Source organism: Caballeronia sp. SEWSISQ10-4 2 (assembly GCF_030464885.1).
In the GTDB taxonomy this organism is placed as follows: domain Bacteria; phylum Pseudomonadota; class Gammaproteobacteria; order Burkholderiales; family Burkholderiaceae; genus Caballeronia.
On sequence record NZ_JALPRJ010000012.1, the window covers coordinates 62,962 to 82,450 of the forward strand.

Annotated in this window: 15 protein-coding genes and 1 pseudogene; 6 read left to right on the forward strand and 10 right to left on the reverse strand. The window is 59.2% G+C overall.

The window, feature by feature from the left end; all coding sequences use genetic code 11:
• Positions 1 to 15: 15 nt before the first annotated feature.
• Both M0D69_RS10680 and M0D69_RS10685 read right to left on the reverse strand, forming a co-directional pair.
• Entirely contained in the window at positions 16 to 777 is a 762-nt protein-coding gene (locus tag M0D69_RS10680; RefSeq protein WP_301781995.1) for an SDR family NAD(P)-dependent oxidoreductase, read from the reverse strand.
• A 36-nt stretch (positions 778 to 813) separates the two neighbouring features.
• Positions 814 to 1,553 (reverse strand): annotated as a pseudogene (locus M0D69_RS10685) (SDR family oxidoreductase).
• Positions 1,554 to 1,820: 267 nt separating this feature from the next.
• On the opposite strand from M0D69_RS10685, the gene M0D69_RS10690 reads away from it, so the two are divergent.
• On the forward strand, positions 1,821 to 2,762 hold the full coding sequence (locus M0D69_RS10690) for an AraC family transcriptional regulator (protein WP_301781996.1): 942 nt from the start codon (positions 1,821 to 1,823) through the stop codon (positions 2,760 to 2,762).
• A 182-nt stretch (positions 2,763 to 2,944) separates the two neighbouring features.
• Here M0D69_RS10690 and M0D69_RS10695 read toward each other — a convergent pair whose 3' ends face one another.
• A complete protein-coding gene (locus M0D69_RS10695) occupies positions 2,945 to 4,075 on the reverse strand; it encodes an MBL fold metallo-hydrolase (protein ID WP_301781997.1) in 1,131 nt (376 codons plus the stop codon).
• 85 nt (positions 4,076 to 4,160) lie between these two features.
• On the opposite strand from M0D69_RS10695, the gene M0D69_RS10700 reads away from it, so the two are divergent.
• Positions 4,161 to 4,775, forward strand: a complete 615-nt coding sequence (locus M0D69_RS10700) for a TetR/AcrR family transcriptional regulator (RefSeq protein ID WP_301781998.1) — start codon at positions 4,161 to 4,163, stop codon at positions 4,773 to 4,775.
• 27 nt (positions 4,776 to 4,802) lie between these two features.
• On the opposite strand, the gene M0D69_RS10705 is transcribed toward M0D69_RS10700, so the two are convergent.
• Positions 4,803 to 5,507, reverse strand: coding sequence for an SDR family NAD(P)-dependent oxidoreductase (locus tag M0D69_RS10705; RefSeq protein ID WP_301781999.1), 705 nt, complete (start codon positions 5,505 to 5,507; stop codon positions 4,803 to 4,805).
• 174 nt (positions 5,508 to 5,681) lie between these two features.
• Here M0D69_RS10705 and M0D69_RS10710 point away from each other — a divergent pair, with 174 nt between their 5' ends.
• Both M0D69_RS10710 and M0D69_RS10715 read left to right on the forward strand, forming a co-directional pair.
• Entirely contained in the window at positions 5,682 to 6,596 is a 915-nt protein-coding gene (locus M0D69_RS10710; protein WP_301782000.1) for a LysR family transcriptional regulator, read from the forward strand.
• 220 nt (positions 6,597 to 6,816) lie between these two features.
• Positions 6,817 to 7,869: a methyl-accepting chemotaxis protein gene (locus tag M0D69_RS10715; RefSeq protein WP_301782001.1), complete on the forward strand. Its 1,053-nt coding sequence runs from the start codon at positions 6,817 to 6,819 to the stop codon at positions 7,867 to 7,869.
• 243 nt (positions 7,870 to 8,112) lie between these two features.
• Here M0D69_RS10715 and M0D69_RS10720 read toward each other — a convergent pair whose 3' ends face one another.
• From M0D69_RS10720 to M0D69_RS10745, 6 genes are all read right to left on the reverse strand, one after another.
• Positions 8,113 to 9,915, reverse strand: a complete 1,803-nt coding sequence (locus M0D69_RS10720) for an NAD(P)/FAD-dependent oxidoreductase (protein WP_301782002.1) — start codon at positions 9,913 to 9,915, stop codon at positions 8,113 to 8,115.
• 94 nt (positions 9,916 to 10,009) lie between these two features.
• Positions 10,010 to 11,155, reverse strand: a complete 1,146-nt coding sequence (locus tag M0D69_RS10725; protein ID WP_301782003.1) for a sigma-54-dependent Fis family transcriptional regulator — start codon at positions 11,153 to 11,155, stop codon at positions 10,010 to 10,012.
• A 158-nt stretch (positions 11,156 to 11,313) separates the two neighbouring features.
• Complete coding sequence (locus M0D69_RS10730; RefSeq protein WP_301782004.1) at positions 11,314 to 13,248, reverse strand: sigma-54-dependent Fis family transcriptional regulator; 1,935 nt, start codon at positions 13,246 to 13,248, stop codon at positions 11,314 to 11,316.
• A 144-nt stretch (positions 13,249 to 13,392) separates the two neighbouring features.
• Positions 13,393 to 13,785, reverse strand: coding sequence for a DUF779 domain-containing protein (locus tag M0D69_RS10735; protein ID WP_301782005.1), 393 nt, complete (start codon positions 13,783 to 13,785; stop codon positions 13,393 to 13,395).
• Between the two features lie 80 nt (positions 13,786 to 13,865).
• Positions 13,866 to 15,386, reverse strand: coding sequence for an aldehyde dehydrogenase (gene adh, locus M0D69_RS10740; protein WP_301782006.1), 1,521 nt, complete (start codon positions 15,384 to 15,386; stop codon positions 13,866 to 13,868).
• Positions 15,387 to 15,629: 243 nt separating this feature from the next.
• Entirely contained in the window at positions 15,630 to 17,027 is a 1,398-nt protein-coding gene (locus tag M0D69_RS10745; RefSeq protein WP_301782007.1) for a hypothetical protein, read from the reverse strand.
• A 671-nt stretch (positions 17,028 to 17,698) separates the two neighbouring features.
• Here M0D69_RS10745 and M0D69_RS10750 point away from each other — a divergent pair.
• Complete coding sequence (locus M0D69_RS10750; RefSeq protein ID WP_301782008.1) at positions 17,699 to 18,352, forward strand: lysozyme; 654 nt, start codon at positions 17,699 to 17,701, stop codon at positions 18,350 to 18,352.
• Positions 18,353 to 18,405: 53 nt separating this feature from the next.
• Positions 18,406 to 19,449 (forward strand): hypothetical protein, encoded by a 1,044-nt coding sequence (locus M0D69_RS10755; RefSeq protein WP_301782009.1) that lies wholly within the window; start codon positions 18,406 to 18,408, stop codon positions 19,447 to 19,449.
• Positions 19,450 to 19,489: the final 40 nt, after the last annotated feature.

Below are 19,489 nucleotides of genomic sequence, written 5' to 3' on the forward strand. Positions count from 1 at the left end.
ATGCGGCCAAAGGCCTTACTTGAGCGCCACACTCATGCCGCCATCCGCCATCACAACCGCGCCGACGATATAACTGGCTCTCTCGGACGCCAGAAAGGCGATCACTTCAGCGATTTCCCGCGGATCGGCCGCACGTTTGATCGGCGCGTTCTTGCCGTGCTCGGCGAGGAAGGCCGGGCCATCTTCGTGGAGGTGGTTCGTGATGTTGGTCACCGCATCGCCGGACCCCACCGCATTGACACGAATGCCGTGATCGATCGCCTCGAGCGACATGGCACGCGTCAACTGGGCGAGCGCGCCTTTCGACGCCGCGTAGGCGGCGATCAGCGGAAACGCCTGATAACACGCGTATGAACCAACATTGACGATGGCGCCGGTCTTCGCCGGCATCATCGCGCGCATTGCCTCGCGCGAGAACAGGAATGCACCGGTGGAATTGACCGCCTGAATGCCGTTCCAGTCATCGAGCGTCATCTCGACGACCGGCTTGTTAATGATGATCGCGGCGTTGTTGACCAGAATGTCCAGCTTGCCGAAGCGTTCCATCGCGGCGGACACGGCGCGCACAGCGCTTTCCTCATGCGCGACGTCGGCGACGAGTGGGACGATCCCCGGACGGGCCAACGCTTCGACGTTGGCGCGGCGCCCGACGGCGACCACGCTGGCGCCTTGCGCGTGCAGTAGCTCGGTGGTGGCGAGTCCGATGCCGCTTGCCGCGCCGGTGACGATCGCGACCTTGCCGGCGAACGGCTGATTGGCAGATGCATGTGAAGCCATGGTGAATTTCTCCCTAGTCCTAAGAGATGAGGATCGTTAGAAAGGGCTCGCCGTCGGGCGCACGACGATTTCGCTGACATCGACATCCGCCGGCTGTTCGATCGCATAGGCCATCGCGCGCGCAATGGCGTCCGACGTGAGCGCGATGCGGCGAAAGTCGCGCATGGCTGTCCGCGCGGTTTCGTCGGAGATCGACTCGGCCAACTCCGACTCCACGACGCCCGGGCAGATCACGGTCACGCGAATCTTGTCGGTTTCCTGCCGCAGGCCGTCCGAGATGGCGCGCACAGCGAACTTGGTGGCGCAGTACACGGCGGCCGTCGGCGAGACGGACAGGCCGCCGATCGAGGACATATTGATGACCTGGCCGAAGCCCTGGCGCTCCATGGTCGGCAGGACCGCAGCGATGCCGTGCAGCACGCCGCGGATGTTCACGTCGATCATGCGATTCCATTCGTCCACTTTTATCGCGCTCAAGGGCGACAAGGCATCACGCCGGCGTTGTTGACGATCACGTCGATGCGGCCGAAGGCGTCCAGTGCGAACTGGGCGAAAGCGTTGACGTCGGTGGCGGAAGTGACGTCGAGTGCCCGGTAACGAACCGAGCCGCCGCTTGCCTGGATTTCTTCGGCCAGCGCCGCGAGTCGTTCCGTGCGCCGCGCGCCGATCACGAGCTGGTGCCCCTGGGCGGCGAGCAGCCGGACCGTCGCTTCGCCGATACCGCTGCTTGCCCCGGTGATGAGGATGACTTTGGGCTGGTTGGTTTGCGTCGTCATGTTGCGTTCTCCGTTTCGAAAATCTGTTCAGGTTTGTCTGAGGGAGAGGCTACGAAACCTGCGCATGAAGGGGCAAGGCAGTCGCGGCGCGGTCTCTCGGGCGCTTAGGCTGCACCGTGCAGCCGATGACCCATCTTATGAGCCGGGCGCCCGCACGCGAATACACGCGACGATGGCGGTATTGCCTATTCCTATTGAAGTGGGATGCTGCCCGTCGATCGCATCCAGTAGAATTCCTCCGTCTGATCTGGCGAAAGAGGAGCCCCCGTGACCGTTGCCGACAACCCGGTTTCCGCAAGGATGGTGAGCCTGCTTCAGCGTCTGGCGCCGAATGAGGGGTACACCCAGTCCGCGCTGGAGGGCGTGCAGTTCATGCGCTCGAACCGGCCGCTGGGGCGCACGCCCGTGCTGTACGAGCCAAGCATCGTGATCGTGTGTCAGGGGCGCAAGCTGGGTTTTCTGGGCGAACAAGTGTTTGTCTACGACGCGCAGCATTACCTGGTCTTGTCTGTGCCGCTGCCGTTCTCGACTGAAACCGAAGCGAGCGAGTCCGAGCCGATGCTGGCCGTGTCGTTGCGTCTCGATCTGATCGAGTTGACCGACCTGATACTGGCGATCGACCGCTCCGGATGCCATCAACAAGGCACACCGTTAGGGATCCTGTCGACGCCGCTCGAGGGAGACCTCGCCGAAGCGACCTTACGCCTGCTGCTAGCCCTGACGTCACCCCTTGACGCCGAGATACTGGGACCTGCAATCGTGCGCGAAATCTGCTACCGGGTATTGATTGGGGAAAGAGGCGGTGCGATGAGGGCCGCGCTCGCGCATCAGGGCCGCTTCGGCAGGGTGGCGAAAGCGCTGCGGCGAATTCACACCGACTATGCGCAGTCATTGGATGTCAGTCGTCTCGCGGAAGAGGCGGGAATGAGCGTTCCCGCGTTTCATGTCAACTTCAGAACCGTCACGCTGACCTCTCCGATCCAATACATCAAGTCGACGCGTCTGCATCAGGCACGCTTGCTGATGATTCGCGACGGCTTGACGGCCGCATCCGCGTCGGCGCGCGTCGGTTACGAAAGTCCCTCGCAGTTCAGCCGCGAGTTCAAGCGGTTTTTCGGACGCTCGCCCGCTGATGAGGCTCGAGACATGCGGGGATCGTTCGCGCTCTCACCCGCTGCAAAGATCAACGATTTCGCTGCGTCTCACTGACTGATGACTTCGTATGGAACGCCCGTTGATGGCGCGCTTGGATCACCCGGCGGGCTCGAATGAAGCCGCGTCGATTTGCCGGGTCGACGTTGGGCCGATGGTCATGCCCGCAACGCACTCTGGCGATCTCAGACTGACAACGGCGGTGAGCGCGGCCTCGGGCAGGCGGCGCTCACACGAGGTCACGAAGACTTCGCATCTCCGGCATTGCGCGAGGCGCACAGGCGCCACGTGGCCTTTGGCGCAGCGACGGTCTCGACGACCTGGCGCCACCAGCGTTCGCCGCGATGTGGCGCGCTCAGATCCAGCCGCTCGCCCATGCGGGGCGTCGACAGCGCGACACCGCGCGCGAGGGCCAGTCCCGTCACCCTTTCGAACGGCTCCTGCCAGCGGTGCATCGCGAGGTCGAAGGTGCCGTTGTGAATCGGCATGAGCCAACGGCCACGCAGATCGATGTGCGCTTGCACTGTTTCTTCGGGCTGCATGTGAACGTACGGCCAATGCGCGTCGTATGCGCCTGTCTCGACCAGCGTGACATCGAATGGCCCAAGGCGCTCGCCGATAGTCTTGAAACCATCGAAGTAGCCGGTGTCGCCGCTGAAGAACACGCGCAGATCGTCGTCGACGATCACCCACGACGCCCATAACGTACTGTTGCCGTCCAAAAGGCTGCGGCCGGAAAAATGCTGCGCGGGCGTGGCGGTGAACTGCATACCGTCTACCTCGGCGCCTTGCCACCAGTCGAACTGCCGCACCTTCGAAGCGTCGATGCCCCATTCGATCAGCCGGTCGCCGACGCCGAGCGGTGTCAGAAACACGCCGGTGCTCTCCGCGAGCGCGAGTACGGTTTCGCGGTCCAGGTGGTCATAGTGGTCGTGCGACAGGATCACGCCGCGCAGCGGTGGCAAATCGGCGAGCGCGACCGGTGGCGCATGAAAGCGCTTCGGGCCGAGATGCCGAAACGGAGAGGCACGCTCGGCGAACACGGGATCGGTCAGCCAGAACTGGCCACGCAGCTTCAGCAGCATCGTCGAATGACCGAGCCGATAGAGGCTGCGATCGGGCGCCGCATCGAGCTGCGCACGCGTCAGCGCATCGACGGGCAACGCGTTTGTCGGCACGGTGCCGCGCGGCTTGTTGAGCAACAGGTTCCACACAATGGCGAGCGTCTTGCGCAGGCCTTCGACAGGACGCGGCTTGACGTTGCGAAAGCGTTCGCCGTCATGCTGCGGCGAGGAGTTGGACAACGCGCGGCCCCGTTGCGCGGCGGTAACGCCGAGCGCGCGGCTGACTAGAGCAGGAAGCGACGTCATGAGATAGGTCATCCAGAGAGAAATGTACACTCAGCAGTGTAGTTTATCCTCGAAAAAAGTAAACTATCCAGTATAAAATTCGGTCATGGATCCAAGTGCAACCCATCAACGCCTGACTGACCGCAAGCGTGTCGCCATCCTCGGCGCCGCGATCGAGGAATTCCTTGCGGCCGGCTATGACGCGACCAGCATGGACCGTATCGCCGCCCGGGCGAGCGTTTCGAAACGTACGGTCTATAACCATTTCCCGAGCAAGGAAGCACTTTTCGCGGCGATTCTCCATCGGCTGTGGGACGCGAGCCAGACGGGCGATGCTCCCGCCTACCGCACCGACGAACCGCTGCGCGCTCAGTTGCTCGACCTTTTGGGCCGCAAGCTACGGCTTCTGAACGAGGAGTCCTTCCTGTCGCTTGCACGTGTGGCGATCGCAGCCGGAATCCATTCGCCGGAGCGAGCGCGGGACATGGTCAGCCGCCTGGGCGAACGGGAGGAAGACCTGACCGTGTGGATCCGGGCGGCCGTCGCCGACGGCCGTCTCAAAACCGACAATCCGCTCTTCGCAGCACTGCAGTTGCAGGCGCTGGTGAAGGCCTTCGCGTTCTGGCCGCAGGTGGTAATGGGCCAGGCGCCGCTCGGCGAACAGGAGCAAAAGCAGGTCGCAGAATCGGCCGCTGACATGTTCCTCGCACGCTATGCATGAGCAGACATCCGGCGCTTATGTGGCCCGTCACCAAGGAACGGCCCTTCCGAGAAAGTCGAGGTAATGCAAGCCGGAGCGCCCTTCATAAGCCTCCATCGTATTGACCAGGTTCGGAATGCTTTCTTCGATGGTCAAGCGCGCCGTAGGACCACCCATGTCTGTCTGGACCCATCCAGGCGCCATAATCAGCAGGCTCCGCGGATACTTGGCGCTGCGAGCTGCGAAGGTACGCATAAACATATTGAGTGCGGCCTTGCTCCCCCGGTAGACTTCATAATTCGCGTTAGTGGCATTTGTGATACTGCCCTGCCCCGAAGACATGACACCAATAGTCCCAGTCGGCGGGACAAGGTCTTGAAACGCCTCAATGACTCTCATCGGACTCAGCGAGTTCGTTACCATCACCCGTACAAATTCCTCTGTCGAGACGTCCGCTATCGGTTCACGATCGTCGTTTATGACACCTGCGTTCACAAAAAGCACATCTATACGTCGATCTACAAGGCGGGCGCGCAGAGCTGCGACCTGCTCTGGAATCGTGATATCGACAGTTTCTACTTCGAGCGCGCCAGCGGAGGCTTCCGCGACATGCCGAAGCTTTTCTGTCGAGGCAGCTCTCCCGGTGGCGATGACTCGGTAGCCGCGCTTCAAATACTCCTCGACCATCGCAAATCCAAGGCCGCGGGAAGCGCCGATAAGGAGAACAATTTTCTGCGAAGGTGTGTTTTGCATTGACATCCCCGGTAAACGAAGTCGCTCTCAAACCTGAAAGTAACGAGAGCGATCCTCTTAAGTAAATCGCGCAAGCCAATGTAGCGGTACATAAGGGATGGCGGAAGCTGCACTGAATGCAACTAATATATGCATCAGACGCCATATCCCACCTCTGCTTACTACGATCAAGAAATGCCTGAACCGGACCTCAATCTCCTTTTCGCGCTCGATGCGTTGCTTGCCGAGAAAAACGTGACACGCGCTGCCCGGTCGTTGCATTTAAGTGCCTCGGCAATGAGTCGCACACTTACTCGCCTTCGTGCTGCGACCGGCGATCCATTATTGGTCCGGGCCGGGCGCCATATGGTGCTGACTCCGTATGCCGAGGAGATTCGTGAGCAAACACAAAATATTGTTCATGAGGCGCGTTCCCTGCTCCGTCCGTCGCCGGCGGCGCTAGATTTTTCAACGTTGCGGAGAACCCTTAAGATTCGTGCCAATGAAGCTTTCGTGGAAGCCCTCGGTGCAGCATTGATTGCTGAAGTTACGGCACTTGCGCCGCTTGTACGTTTGCACTTTTCGTCCAAAGCGGAAAAGAATCCGGAATACCTACGAAATGGTTCCGCCGACCTTGAGATCGGTGTCCTGGAGGAAATGGGACCTGAAATACGCGTCCAGGCATTGTTTCGAGACCGCTATCTGGGTGTTGTCAGAAAGGCGCATCCCCTCGAAATCAAACAAGAAGTGACACCCTCGCAATATGCAGCATTTGGCCACATAGCCACTCCGCACGGTCGCCAAATAATTCAATCTCTTGACGCTGCGATTAGCCTGTTAGGGTTGGAACGAACGACCGTAGCGATCGTGCCCAGCTTTCCGGCCGCGTTAGCCGTGGCTCGAGCGTCCGATTTGATAGCGCTCCTGCCTGCATCTTTTATGAACACTCAGCACGCCGCATCCGTCACCGTCTACTCGTTCGAGCTTCCTGTGGCGACTGATGGCTTTACGATTTCTCAAATGTGGCATCCTCGTTTGGAGAACGACCCTGTTCATCGTTGGCTTCGGCAGCTAGTTCTCAGAGTATGTCGTCAGCAGGTGCCATTCTGAACGCACATCGTCGGTTTCAAGGGAAAGCGTTGCCTCCTTTAATTGCTCATTCGTCGGTGTCGCCGCAAGAATTTCCGTTGTCCGTTTAAAAAGTGACACCCGAAACTCAACATTCGGGACTCAAGCGTTCTCTAAATGCGCCGTTAATACCACTAACGCACTACCCTGCCGGTAGCGAATTTCAATTGGCAGCACCGTACGCAATCGGAGCTAACAAGCCATGTCCGCAATAACAGTGAAGCACGCTCAACCGCCGAAAGACACGGTCATAGCCGAGTTGACGACGGCGGTCCGCAGGATTTCCAAGGACAAGATCGCGGAAATCGATCTTATTAACCGCGAGGCGACCTATCTTGCAATCAATGCGCTAATCGAGGCGGCACGCGCTGGGGAAGCCGGTCGTGGCTTCGCAGTCGTGGCAAACCAAGTGAAGGACGTTTCTCACCGGATCGGGCAACTTACTGGCGAGCTCGGCACTGAGCTCGCGATGATCAGCGAAACGATGGTGGCGGAGCTGGAACGGCAGCAGGGGCAGCGGCTCACCGATCTGGCGCTGAATATGATCGACGTAATCGATCGCAACCTTTACGAGCGCTCATGCGACGTACGCTGGTGGGCGACGGATGCAGCGATCGTTGATTGCGTGACAAGTGGCCCGGAGGCCGCCGCTCATGCGTCGAAGCGGATGTCCGTGATACTCGACAGCTATACCGTCTACCTCGATATCTGGGTGCTGGATCTCGAAGGGCGTGTTGTCGCGAATGGGCGGCCTTCGAAATTTGCGGTCGCGCGCGTGGTGAACGCCGCGAGCCAGGAGTGGTTCGGCGCCGCGCTCCGTACGCGCTCCGGCGACGAATATGCCACCGCCAATGTGGATGCAGTCGCAGAACTGGACGGAGCGCAGGCGGCGACATATGCGACCGCGATCAGGGAGGGCGGCGCGAGCAACGGAAAGATCGTGGGAGTCCTTGCAGTCTTTTTCGACTGGACAAAGCAGGCATCGGCGGTGCTGGATAACGTGCGTTTGAGCAACGCGGAGCGACCCCGCACGCGTTGCATGATTGTCGACGCCAATGGACAAGTCATTGCGGACTCTGGGCAAACGTCCCGGGATACGAAGCGATACGATCTGCGAAAGGGTAGTACGGATACTGGCGTTTACCGTACCGCTGAGGGATCGTTTGTTGGATATGCATTGACGCCTGGCTATGAAAGCTACCTGGGTATGGGTTGGTTCGGGGTGATCGAGCAAAAGCCGCATCACGCTAAGTAGGTATCTGGTCCCGTCGGTGCACTGCACAGCGCACTTTAGAGCTGGTCGTCGCGCCGAACGGCCCGTCGAGTGTCATTGCGCTCCGGAAAGCCCAATCGGGGTCCCATTTTGGCCGCCACCCACGTCGAGGCGGCTCTGATGGGTCGCCATGCGGACGAGCCGACGAATGAAACGCGTGTGCCCGGCAGCAATCGACAAAGAATCGACCACCGCCGGGCACGTCAAAGCATCTTCACCCCCATATCACGACAAGTGATGCACCTCCTGCAAGCCAAACACCGGCGTCGGAATTCCCTCCATCCTCGCCTTTAACTGCAGCGATAAATACTGCGAATAGTGCCTTGATTGATGCAGGTTCCCGCCATGGAACCACAACGCCTGTTGCTGCGTAGGTTTCCACATGTTGCGCTGCTCGCCTTCCCATGGCCCCGGGTCTTTGGTCGTATCCGATCCCAGCCCCCACACCTTCCCGACCTTATCCGCCACCTCGCGCGAAATCAGATCCGCGGCCCAGCCATTCATCGACCCATACCCCGTCGCATAAACGACCAGATCCGCTTCAAGCTCGCTGCCATCGCTAAGCACCACCGAATGCTCTTTCAACTCCACCACATCCACGCCGCTCTTCAGCTTGATCTTGCCATCCGCGACGAGCTCGGAAGCGCCCACATCGATGTAATAGCCCGACCCACGCCGCAGATATTTCATGAACAGACCCGAGTCGTCATCGCCGAAATCGAGCATAAAACCTCTCTTCTCCAGCCGATCATAAAACTCCGCATCACGCTCCCTGATCGCGTTATAAACCGGTATCTGAAACTCGTGCATGATCTTGTACGGGATCGATGCAAACGTCAGATCGGCCTTCATCGTCGTCATGCCCGCCGCCACTGCGCGCTCCGAGTAAAGGCCGCCGAGCGCCAAGTCCATCAACGAATCCGACTTGACTATGTGCGTGGACGAACGCTGCACCATCGTCACATCCACGCCCGCTTCCCACAGCGCCGCGCAAATATCGTGCGAAGAATTATTCGCGCCGATCACAACAACCTTCTTGCCACGATAAGCATCCGGTCCCGGATGTTTCGACGAATGATGTTGCTCGCCCTTGAACACATCCATGCCCTTGAACTTCGGCATATTCGGCTTGCCCGACATGCCGGTTGCGAGCACGAGTTGCTTCGGCCGAAGCGTCAGCTTTTCGCCGCCACGCTCGACTTCCACGATCCATTCGCCCGCCGCCTCGTCGTATCGTGCGGACGTGCACGTGGTCGACCCCCAGTAGTTCAACTCCATCACCTTCGTGTACATCTCGAGCCAGTCGCCGATCTTGTCCTTCGGCGAAAACACCGGCCAGTTGTCGGGAAACGGCAGATACGGCATGTGGTCGTACCAAACCGGATCATGCAGGCAAAGTGTTTTATAACGAGCACGCCAGGCATCGCCGGGCCGCTCGTTCTTATCGACGATAATCGCCGGCACACCAAGTTGCCGCAGCCGCGCGCCTAGCGCAATGCCGCCCTGCCCGCCACCGACGACCAGGCAATACGGCTGCTTCTCATAACCCAGCGCCTCAAGCTCCGCCTCGCGATCCTCTTTCCAGCTTGTCCGGTCCGTACGCGCGCCGTGCTCGGCGCCCATCGGGCGCTTGAAGCCTTTGGGTTCTTCATGGCCTTTGAGTTCGGTCATCGTGGTGAGCAGTGTCCAGATCTTGCCGTCCTTCACGCGAATAAAACCCGTGCCGCGCGCGACGCCGGTTTCGAACGTGATCCACGCTTGCGTCACGCCATCCCCTTCGGTTGCTGTTTCGTTATCCGCAATCTTCAGCTTCGATGGCTTGACCGTGTTCAACTGCGCCTCCAGCATCGCGGCAATCTGCTCGCGGCCTTCCATCGTCTTGATGTTCCAGGTGAACGCGACCAGGTCGCGCCAATAACCATCGGGCTGGAATAGCGCAACGGCAGCCACCGTATCGCCACTTTTCAGCGCAGCTTCGAATGTCTCCAGAATGTTGGAGATGGTTTCGTTCGGATTACGTTCAGGCATGGTCGCTCCTCCATGAGATACGGATTACTGAATATCGATTGATATCGATCAAAAAAATACGGGTTCTGTGCCCGTTAAAATCGCCAAGTTGCTGCTAACGCCTGTGCGGCGCCACTATTCCAAACTTCGCGATACGTCTATACAACGTCGCCCGCGATATTCCCAACGCCTGCGCAGCGAGAACCGGCCGCCACTTCGCATCGGTCATCGCGGCAACAATGCGGCTGCGTTCGAGTGATTCGCTTTCAGACAACGCGGGTTGCGTCGCCGGTGTATTGGCTTCGCGCGGAGGCATCGGCGTGCTTCGGGACGCACGCATAACAGGTGGCCTCACGCGCGCATGCAGCGGCGCGCCTGAGCCTATCAATCTGAACGAAATGAGATCACGTCCGGGACGGACATCGAGCAGACGTTCGGCGCGGATATCGAAGAGTTCGGAGACGTGACGCGGCAACTGATCCAGTCCCGGCGCACATTCCTTCGCGCGCCGGTTCGCAGCAATCGCATAACCGCGGGCATCGAAGGCTATGAGTATTTCCGGCTGCACTTCCACATAGTGCCGGCTGCGATGCGCAAGCAAGACCCAGCAGTGTGTTGTTGCGTTGAGAAAGAAACCATCCTCGATCAGCAACGCACTTTGCCGCACGATATGGTTAACCAGCCGCTGACTTTCGCGCTCTTCGGGCGAACGCACAGCGGACGCATCGAGCACGCCGATCAACTCACCTTGCACGCCGAAGATAGGCGATGCACTACAGGTCAGCGTAGTAAACGCCGCGCGAAAATGATCGGTCTTATGAACGGTGATCGGCTCGGCGTCGAGCAGCACCGAGGCAACGCCGCATGTCCCTTCTTCACGCTCCGACCAGCACGAGCCGGGATACAAACCTGCGCGCTTGAACTCATGACGGCGATCGCGATCCACCCGATAGTCGATGGTCACGCCCTCCGCATCCGTCAGCATCACGCAGTAGTCGGCCTCGCGCACGGTCTCATGCAAACGCGACAGACATTGACCCGATGCACGCAGCACGGTTTCTTCGCGCTGCTGGACATTGCGTAATTCGGGTACGGTCAGAATGCGCGGGCCAATGGTCGCGCCCGGGTCGAGATGATATTGCTCCAGCGACCTTCTATACGATGACGCCAGCCGCGACGCGTCGGCACCCGGACTGCTCACGCGTCCTTCGATCACATTGCGCACGCGATCGATGTGTCTGGTCTGCGAAACATACGGCATGAAGAGCCTCCGGCGGATTCGGTGCGCTCGCGCCACTCATGACACGTTGCAACCCGAAAACTTTAGCGCATGGTGACGTTTTAGCATGCGTGTTCCGGGAGATCACACCGCAGTGCACCATCGTTGTTGATGAGACGTTTGTCTCATCAACAACGATGTTACCGACGCCGCGTTTCGTCGAGCGCAGCCATCTTCCGGTACAGCGTATTGCGCGATACCCCAAGCATCCGCGCCGCCGCCGAGATGTTGCCGGCATGCGTTTCGAGCGCCGCTGCGACGGCGGACAACGCAAGATCATCGAGTCGCGCGCTGTCCTTGACAGGCGACGACGCGGCCACTTGCACACTCTCGGCCGGGCGGTCGTCATCGAAGAAATCTTGCGGCAGGTGGTCAAGGTCGATGCACGTTTCATCGTCGTCGAGCATCGCGCATGCGGTCCTCAAGACGTTGGCGAGTTGCCGGAAGTTTCCAGGCCATTGATGCCGCGTGAACGCCGCCAGGACCTCGAGTGAAGCCCTGATGGGCGCACCGCTCGTACGCTCGGCGCGCAGGATCTTTTCGACCGTCACTGCAAGATCGGTGCGCTGGCGCAGTGGCGGCAGCGTCACCAGCAGACCGTTGATCCGGTAATAGAGATCCTCGCGAAACTCGCCTCGCGTGACACGCTTGCGCAGATTGCGATTGGACGCACAAATCAGGGCGAAATCGACAGGCACCGCACGCGTGCTGCCCAGCGGCGTCACCGTGCGCTCTTGCAGCACACGCAGCAGACGGCTTTGCAATGAGAACGGCATATCGCCGATTTCATCCAGGAACAAGGTCCCGCCATCCGCCTGCAGAATCTTGCCGCAGGCACCGCGCTTCGACGCGCCGGTAAACGCGCCCTCCTCATAGCCGAACAACTCGGCTTCGATCAGCGTGTCCGGAATCGATGCGCAATTCACCGCAACAAACGGCCCGCTGCTGCGCGGCGAATCGCGATGCACCGCGCTCGCCAGGACATCCTTGCCGGTTCCCGTCTCGCCGCCGATCAGGATCGGAATGTTTTTACCGATCACCTTGCGCACTCGCTCCACGAGCGCGGCGACCTGGGCGTCGCCAGTCATCAGGTAACGCAAACCCGAAAGTTTCGGCTGCGTTTCCGGTACGTGTTTGCGCACGACGACATCGGTGACATTGCGGGTCTCCGCAGAAAGCGCGACAGCGGTCGAGCGCCTCAGGTCCACGCTGGCAAACACGTTGACGCCGCTATGCAGGCGCAGCGAAATCGTGCGGTCGACGGGCGCGTTCGTGCCGCTGCGCATCCGGTCGATCAGCTCGCCACACGAGACGTCGAACAACGACGACAAGGTATGCGCGCGCAACGAAGCGAGCGGCAAACCGAATTGAAATTGTGCGCTGCGATTGGCCGATAGAAACCTGCCATCGGCCCTGAACGCAGCAATGCCTTCCATCAAGGTGCCGATAAACTCGGGCCGTCCATGGAAATGAATTCGTAATGCTTCAGGAAAGGCGCTCGTGAACAAATGGTTCTCGATCATCTGCGCCGACATCTTGGCGAGCGCCATGGTGTGGCGGCTATGACCACGGCAATCACCGGTTACATCGAGAACACCTAGCAGCTCGCCGAATGGATCGAGAATCGGCACGCTCGAACACGCGAGGAACCGGTTCGCGCGCAGGTAATGCTGGTCGCCGAGCACCATGGTGGCATCGCCCGCGGCAATGGCGGTGCCGATAGCGTTAGTCCCTTGCTGCTGCTCGCTCCACAACGCACCGGGCCGCAGCGCGACACGATCGGCACGGGCGAGGAAATCGTCGTCGCCGAGCGAATGCAGGATTAGCCCTTGTGAATCGGTCAGTACGACCATGCTGTGGGTGTTGGCGATCTGCCCGTAGAGCGTTTCTATGACGGGCAGCGCATGTGTACTGAGCGCGCGATTCTGCTCGCGCTTGAGCAGGAGATCGGCTTCAGTGAGCACGCCATAATCAGGCCGCATGGTGTCCGACAGCCCAAAGCTACGGGACCGCTCATGCGATAGCTTGATGATATCCAGCCCTTCCATACGGCCGGCAGGGTCGCTGGCCAACATCGCGGATCGGCTTGATCCACTTGAACGGTCGATAGGAACCGGGTTCATAACCATTGTCTCCTCCGCCAGCATTCGCGGAAGGAGTCGGTCGTCAGCTCCGTCCATCGCGTGGTCGATCGAGACAATGTACCACTGCACCGGTTTTCAACTTGAGACGTGCTCGACCGGATGGCGTTCGAGCCAGGCGGATTCGGCATCGTCGAAAAGACGCGATCGCGTGAGAAAACGCAAACCGCTGGGACGTTCCAGCGAAAACATGCCGCCATTACCCGGCACGCAATCGATGATCAATTGGGTGTGCTGCCAGTACTCGAATTGCGATTCGCTCATGTAGAACGGCACGCCGGCAAGCTCGCCGAGCTTGACATCCGATGAACCGACCATGAATTCGGCGACGGGGAAACACATGGGCGCGCTGCCGTCGCAGCAACCGCCGGACTGATGGAATAACACCTGCCCGTGCTCGGCCTTCAGCGTCTCGATCAAATCTATCGCCGCTGGTGTGGCGACCACACGCGGAACTTCTTCTTCGGTCATAAGGGTTTCCACTGAGCCACAAATACGCAATATGGCGAGCCGCTGAGCGGCCCGCCATGTCGATCAAATGACCGCTTCGATCAGAAGAAACCGAGCGGCTTCTGGCTATAACTCACCAACAGATTTTTCGTCTGCTGATAGTGGTCGAGCATCATCTTGTGATTTTCCCGGCCAATGCCCGACTGTTTGTAACCGCCGAACGCCGCATGCGCCGGATACGCGTGATAGCAGTTGGTCCACACGCGGCCAGCCTGGATGTCGCGGCCGAACCGGTAGGCTCGCGTACCGTCGCGTGTCCACACGCCCGCACCGAGGCCATATAGCGTGTCATTGGCGATTTCCAGCGCTTGCGCTTCGTCCTTGAAGGTTGTCACCGACACCACCGGCCCGAAGATTTCCTCCTGGAAGATGCGCATCTTGTTGTGACCGCGAAAGACCGTCGGCTTCACGTAATAACCGTTCTTCAGCTCGCCTTCGAGCATATTACGTTCGCCGCCGATCAGGCATTCAGCGCCTTCCTGCTTGCCGAGATCGATATACGACAGGATCTTTTCGAGTTGCTCCTGCGAAGCTTGCGCGCCGATCATCGTCTTCGAGTCGAGCGGATGCCCCTGGCTGATCGCCGCCACGCGCTTGAGCGCGCGTTCCATGAAGCGGTCGTAGATGCTCTCTTCGATCAACACCCGCGACGGGCACGTGCAAACCTCGCCCTGATTCAGCGCGAACATGGCGAAACCTTCGAGCGCCTTGTCGAAGTAGCTGTCGTCGGCGTTCATGACATCGGCAAAGAAAATGTTCGGGCTCTTGCCGCCGAGTTCGAGCGTCACCGGAATCAGGTTCTGGCTGGCGTATTGCATGATCAGCCGGCCGGTCGTGGTCTCGCCGGTGAACGCAATCTTCGCAATCCGCTTATTCGATGCCAGCGGTTTACCCGCCTCCAGTCCAAAGCCATTCACCACGTTCAGCACGCCGGGCGGCAATAGATCTCCGATCACCTCGAGCAGCACGAGTATCGAAGCGGGCGTCTGCTCGGCGGGCTTCAGCACCACGCAATTACCCGCAGCCAGCGCCGGCGCGAGTTTCCATACCGCCATCAGGATCGGGAAATTCCACGGAATGATCTGGCCCACCACGCCTAGCGGCTCGTGAAAATGGTATGCAACCGTGTCTTCATCGATCTGCGAAATCGAGCCTTCCTGCGCCCGCGCACAGCCGGCGAAATAGCGGAAATGATCGATGGCCAGCGGGATATCGGCGGCCATGGTTTCGCGCAGCGGCTTGCCGTTGTCGATGGTCTCAGCCACCGCAATGCGCACCAGATTCGCTTCCATCCGGTCGGCGATCTTGTTCAGGATGTTGGCTCGCTCGGTGGACGAGGTCTTGCCCCAGGCGGTCTTGGCCTTGTGCGCTGCGTCGAGCGCCAGTTCGATATCCGCTTCGCGCGAGCGCGGGATGGAGGTGAACGCTTCACCGGTGATGGGCGAAATATTATCGAAATATTCGCCGCCTGCCGGCTTGACCCATTGACCACCGATAAAGTTGCCATACTGCTTTTTGTACGGGAATTCGGTGTTCAAAAATTGCATCTCGGCGTGATTCATGTGCGTGCTCCTCGCATGTCGGTGAGAATGACCGCCGCGGCTATGATTGCCGCGACCGGTGGGAACATGCTTGCGAGATGTGTGCCAAGGAACTGGCCGCGAGCATACACACACGTTGCCCGGGTTTATCGGCTAAGCGCGGATTGGGGCAAGCGTTCCGTTTCGGAACACCCGTGCAAAGAACTGTAATGAAACGGAACAGCGATCTGCGCGTCGAGGACAACGGGTCGCCGTGAACGCCTGCTACTGAGGGGGCGGCTTTTTACCCTCACTACTCAAATTGAAGACACGCGTGGTCAATGTGTCGAGCATCCGGAAAAAACCATCGGCCGCATAGCCTGCAAGAAAAGCAAGTCCAGAAGCCGTGAGAGTAACGACCCCGGCTCCGGAACTCACCTGTGACGCGACCGACGAAGGGCTGAAGAACAAACCGACCGCGACTCCCGCCATCAGCCCTAGCGGCACACGCATCAATGCGAGGGCCTCGTCCCTGGGCGCCAGCAAGTTGTCCGTGATCTTGTTGCCGATGTCGCGCAGCATTGAGGCAATAGTCCCCACTAACGCAAAGAGGATCGGCAACACGTAGCTCGCATAAGCTGACAACACCAGGGTGATGGACTGAATAGCCTCCTGCCGGCTGCTATCGCGCTGCCGCGCTTTAGCGCTCTCAAGCGACGCGTTGGCCTGCGTAGCCTGACTCTGCCACTCACCCCTTCCTACAGCGGTCGGGAAAAACAGCATGAGGACGCTTGAAGGAAAGCTGTTGGCGAAGGTCGTGGCGTCAGCAATGGACATTTCATAACGCGCCTGAATGTAGGACCAGTCGTTGCATAGCAGCCGGATCGAGTTGCTCTCGTTTTCGATTTCCTTGGCGTCGCACCGCTGCGGCACAGTTTTGTGGCTTAAACCGTTTTTGCCCTCGATCGGCACCGCCGCATTCTCCTTGTCGATCTCCGCATAGATGGTTCGCGTTATTTCGGTTGCACGTTTTCCGTCTTCCTCGAAACGCGAAGTGATCTGCACACCGTAAGTCACGAGCCATAGCAGGATGGCGGCAAGCAGGGTAACGAATACGCCTAGACCGGTATACATCTTGTGAACCCAGCGGAACCGCTTGGCACTTCCGACCAGCCCCGGGTAAGCCTCTCTCGCAACGGACGCACGGGTCTGGCCGTCCCTCTCTTCCTTGGTCGAGTGTTGCAGCGGGCGTTGCTCTTCGACAAAAATGTACGTGTACGCGATCGTCAATCCCGTCGCCGGATACGCAAGGCTATTCAGCCTGTCCTTGACATAAAAGAGCAGCGTGGCGTCGTATGCCTTGTCCGTTGAAGGCGCGTTCGGTGGATAGCGGAGCTTGCATACCCACTTGATCGTGTCGAAGGCATCGAGGGTACTTTTACCGTTGTCGAGCGTCGACGTCACTACGGCGGGCGACCAAAGTGTCTTGATCAGTGTCTGTATTGCTGACCCGGGCCTCGGCGCGTCGGTAACCGGATTTGGGATTTTGCCGTCGAGGTCCCATATATGCGCGTTCGGACGGCCGGAAATAAAATCGAGCAGCAAATGCACTTCGTTCAGTTCACGCTTGAAGATCAATTCGTCGAACGTGCCCGGGCTGTTGTTCGAATTCAAAGACTCCATTGCTGACCTCGACTTGTTTTTAAAAAGGGCAGGCACGCGCAGTCATGCTGCCAGCGTCTGACTGCTGGAGATCCGAGCGGGACCTCTCTACCTCAACCGGAGGGCGACGCCGTGAGGACGAGTCGACCGCCGGTCTGCGCGTTGCATGACCCATGCTTTATGGATTGCTGGCTCGCCTTCGTTGAGCCAGTGCATCGGAAAGCTCGCTACGCCCTCCTTGATCCAGCCTTGTCGGGCCAAATGGGAAAGCCAGGTAACGAGTCAAAAAAAACGAACCGCCCGACAGCCGATTCTTCGATTCGCCGAATGCAGTCTTCGGTCTGGCCGTCATAATTTCAGGGAATCAAGACAATTTTAAGAATAGTGTCAAGATTCCTGAATCCAAAGCATTCTGTCGTCATCCTCAACATTAGAATATGTTTAAAAACACGCAGCCACCTTGCCCTTGGTTATGCGGTTTAGCGCACAGTCTCCAGATTCCGAAAATAACTGACCTTTGATGTATACGCATAAATAGGCATCGGACAATGGGTGACTATTTGCTTGTAAATCAGCCTTATTCAAAGTATTTTTCAAAATCAAACTATTAGTTCGTCATCCATATAAGGTGTGATGGCGCACATACGTCTTGGTGCAAAGAGATGATTTTCTAGGCTGGTTCTGAGCGGCGCATGTCCCGGCAAGTGGTGGCCTTGTGCGTCTCGCTGCAGGGCCGTGCCAAGTATCAGGAGGACGTCATGCCCCCTCGCACCGTATGTGATGTCGCAATGAGCCTTGTAAAGCAATACGAGGGTATTCCAGGATTCGGCGATGGCAGCGGGACAATTCGCCCATACCTCGACCCCGTTGGAATCTGGACCATTGGCTGGGGACATGCCATTGAAAGCGGCGGGCACTTTCTCAGGGGAAGTGGAGCGCTTTCCGAAGTCAAGGCGCTGTATCCCAGTGGAATTACCGTCGCGCAGGCAGAAACGCTCTTGCAAAGCGATCTCATGCAGGCCGGTGCAGGTGTCCTTGCATCCGTCTCGGTAGCGCTCAATGACAATCAGTATGGCGCGCTGACCAGCTTCACCTTTAACCTCGGCCTGGGCAATCTTCGCTCGTCCACCTTGCTCACCGAACTTAATGCGGGGAATTTTGCGGGAGCCGCAGACCAGTTTCTTCGCTGGTGCCGCGCAAACGGTTCCGTGCTGCCCGGTCTGCTAAAACGCAGAACGGCCGAGCGAAGCCTGTTTCTTCAAGCGCCTTCCCCACTGCCCGCCTTGCCTGTTCAGCAAGGCAATTTGCAAGCTCAACCGGCCATTGTTGCCGAGCACGCCGGGTAAGCGGAGGCGGTTCGCGCAGCCCATCCGGACTACTCCACGAAGCTGGAGGTTATATGCAGCTACCTTGTCACGGCGCCGCGGCGCTGCTTGTGTCGATACTGCTATGCGCCGCCGCGCAGGCTGGCGCGCAAACCAGTGGCGGCATCAACGGCTCGCTCGGCGATGTCATCAAGGTCCCTATTACAACGCCCTGCCCCCCGCAGTCCGCCGTCCAGAACTATACGCTGACGGTGGATGGCGATAACACCGGTATAACGGCGCAGGGATGCTCCGGGGACTCCAACACCGTGTCGTTTCTCCTGAGCAGGACAACCGACGCGCCGCTGTCAGCAAATACAGCGGCGTGGCACAGACTGACCGGCTTTCCATGGCAAGGCAACGGTTCGGCGCTCATCCGGGAACTGCCGGTCGGCGTGGCCGATGCAAGCGGCAAAGCTGTCGGAGCGCCGAACGCCACGCTGAAATTCCTCTGGTCGCCGGTATGGAGAATTGCGGTGGCCGGCCTCGTTGCCATCGCGACCGTGGCACTTTTCGTCTATCTGGGTGCGACTACAGCCTTGCTGCGCGATGTCGGCGCAGAGACGACTGTGTCCTTCAGAAGCCGCACCTTCAGCCTCGCCCGCACGCAGATGGCGTGGTGGACAGCAGTCATTGTCGTGTCCTATGTGTTCGAGTGGGTGGCGCTAGGAGCGATCCCCTCCTTGTCCGGGCAAGCGCTCGTTCTTATGGGTATCTACAGCGTGCTCGGGGTGACGTCACGGGGCGTGGATCTATCGCGGCGAACAGCGTTTCCCGCAACGACCCCGCACTTTTTCGCGGACCTGACCAGCGACGAAGGCGGCGTCGCCGTGCATCGGCTGCAGATGCTTATCTTCACCGTCGTAGTCGCGCTGATGTTTCTTTATCAGGTATTCACCACCTGCTCGATGCCCTCGTTCGACGCGAACACGCTCGCGCTGCTTGGCATCAGTGGTGCGACTTACATCGGTTTCAAAACCACCGAAGCACAGCCTAAGCCGGAGAGCGCGGCAACAACAGCCGCCATCTCACTGGATGGCCTCAAGTCGGGCTATTCCACTGGCGACGCTCACTCCTGATTCACGGCGCAACGCACTGCCGCATAAATCGAAAGGAAAC